Origin of the sequence: Sphingobium scionense, from assembly GCF_014197035.1 — a bacterium.
Lineage (GTDB): Bacteria > Pseudomonadota > Alphaproteobacteria > Sphingomonadales > Sphingomonadaceae > Sphingobium > Sphingobium scionense.
Window position 1 is genome coordinate 1 of record NZ_JACIEU010000094.1, and the last position, 1310, is coordinate 1310.

At 65.0% G+C, this 1310-nt stretch carries 2 protein-coding genes; one reads left to right on the top strand and one right to left on the bottom strand.

The window, feature by feature from the left end; all coding sequences use genetic code 11:
- Positions 1-16 precede the first annotated feature (16 nt).
- The gene (locus GGQ90_RS28885; protein ID WP_223178517.1) at positions 17-742 is read right to left on the bottom strand and encodes an oxidoreductase; all 726 of its coding nucleotides are present in this window, start codon (positions 740-742) and stop codon (positions 17-19) included.
- Between GGQ90_RS28885 and GGQ90_RS28890 the strand changes: the two genes are divergently transcribed.
- Positions 741-1310 (top strand): hypothetical protein (locus GGQ90_RS28890; protein ID WP_188084656.1); only part of this gene is annotated, 570 nt, incomplete at its 3' end. The two genes, GGQ90_RS28885 and GGQ90_RS28890, sit on opposite strands and share 2 nt — an antisense overlap.

Sequence of the window (1310 nt, forward strand, 5' to 3'; positions counted from 1 at the left end):
AGCGCAAGGAAGCCCGTCACATCAACGTTCCGCCATCCTGACAGGGGGTCCCTTTTGCGCGCCGATAAGGGGTCCCGTTTGCACGCCGATTGACATCCAGCGTTTCGCTGAGGAAGCGGCCACGCCCGCGCCAGTCGCCGCCATATTGATCGGTGCGATGGTTGGCATGGACCGAGAAGAAGCTCTGCGCGAGATAGCCGTGCGCGAAATGCAGTTCGAGCCACTTGAAACCGGCGGCCAGCGCGCGCTTTGCAGCGGCGACGAAATCGGCCTTCACCCGCTCGATATCGGCGATCGTCATTTCGCGCGGCATGCGGGGCAGGCCGCCGCCGAACGGAATCGCGGACGGCGAGATCGTCTCCCAGCCGCGCGGATCGCCGGCGGAGATATGATCGTCACCTTCCCAAGGCAGGTTTGCGCTCGCCTTGCGGCCGGCATGGCCGATCTGGATGCCGGGTACGGCGCCTTCCGCCTTGATCTCCGCAGCGATGCGGGCCATGCCCTCGATCTGGCCGTCATGCCACAGGCCGGTGCAGCCCAGCGTGATCCGGCCATCGGCCGACACGCCGGTCGCCTCGACGATCACCAGCCCTACGCCGCCGCGTGCGATCGAGGGATAGTGGATCCAGTGCCAGCGGTTGGTGACACCATCGATAGCGCTGTACTGGCACATCGGCGGCACTGCGATGCGATTGCGCAGGGCGATGCCCTTCAGTTTGAACGGCTCGAACAATGCAGACATGGAAGCTCCTTGGCAGGAAAAGAAGGTATCAGCCGCGCACGGCTGCGAGGACGAGGAGCGCGACCTCTTCGGACTATTGCGGGTTCTGTCCGGTCACCAGCTTGCCATCGCGGCGCGCGAAGGGCTGGAAGGCCGCGCCGCTGTCATACCGCGCGTCAAGATCGCGGATCCGGGTTTCGAGCAGGAAGGGCACCTGCTGCGTCAGGCCGGCCATCTCCTCTTCCTCGTTGGTGAAGGCGGAAACGGTGCGGAGACAAGCGGCTTGCCGGTCGCGAGCCTGTTTGCCAAGGTGCACAGGCGAGCGGTCGACGCTGAGCTATTGCACGACAGGCTGACCATTGCTGCGGCCCGCAGCGCTCTGCATGTGGTGTTCGCAATGGCGGGAGACCGGTTCGACGTGGGCGACGTGGAAAGGCAATCGCAGTCCGATCCGGGCCTGGTCGCGGAGGCAGGCTTGGACCTGGAGATTGGGGTTTTGCGCGGCGGTGGCTTTCCGGTGATCCGTGATGTCGTGATGGTGGCGATTGTTGCGGTATCGGGCGGTTCGCTGAGCGGCGTTCAGGGTCTG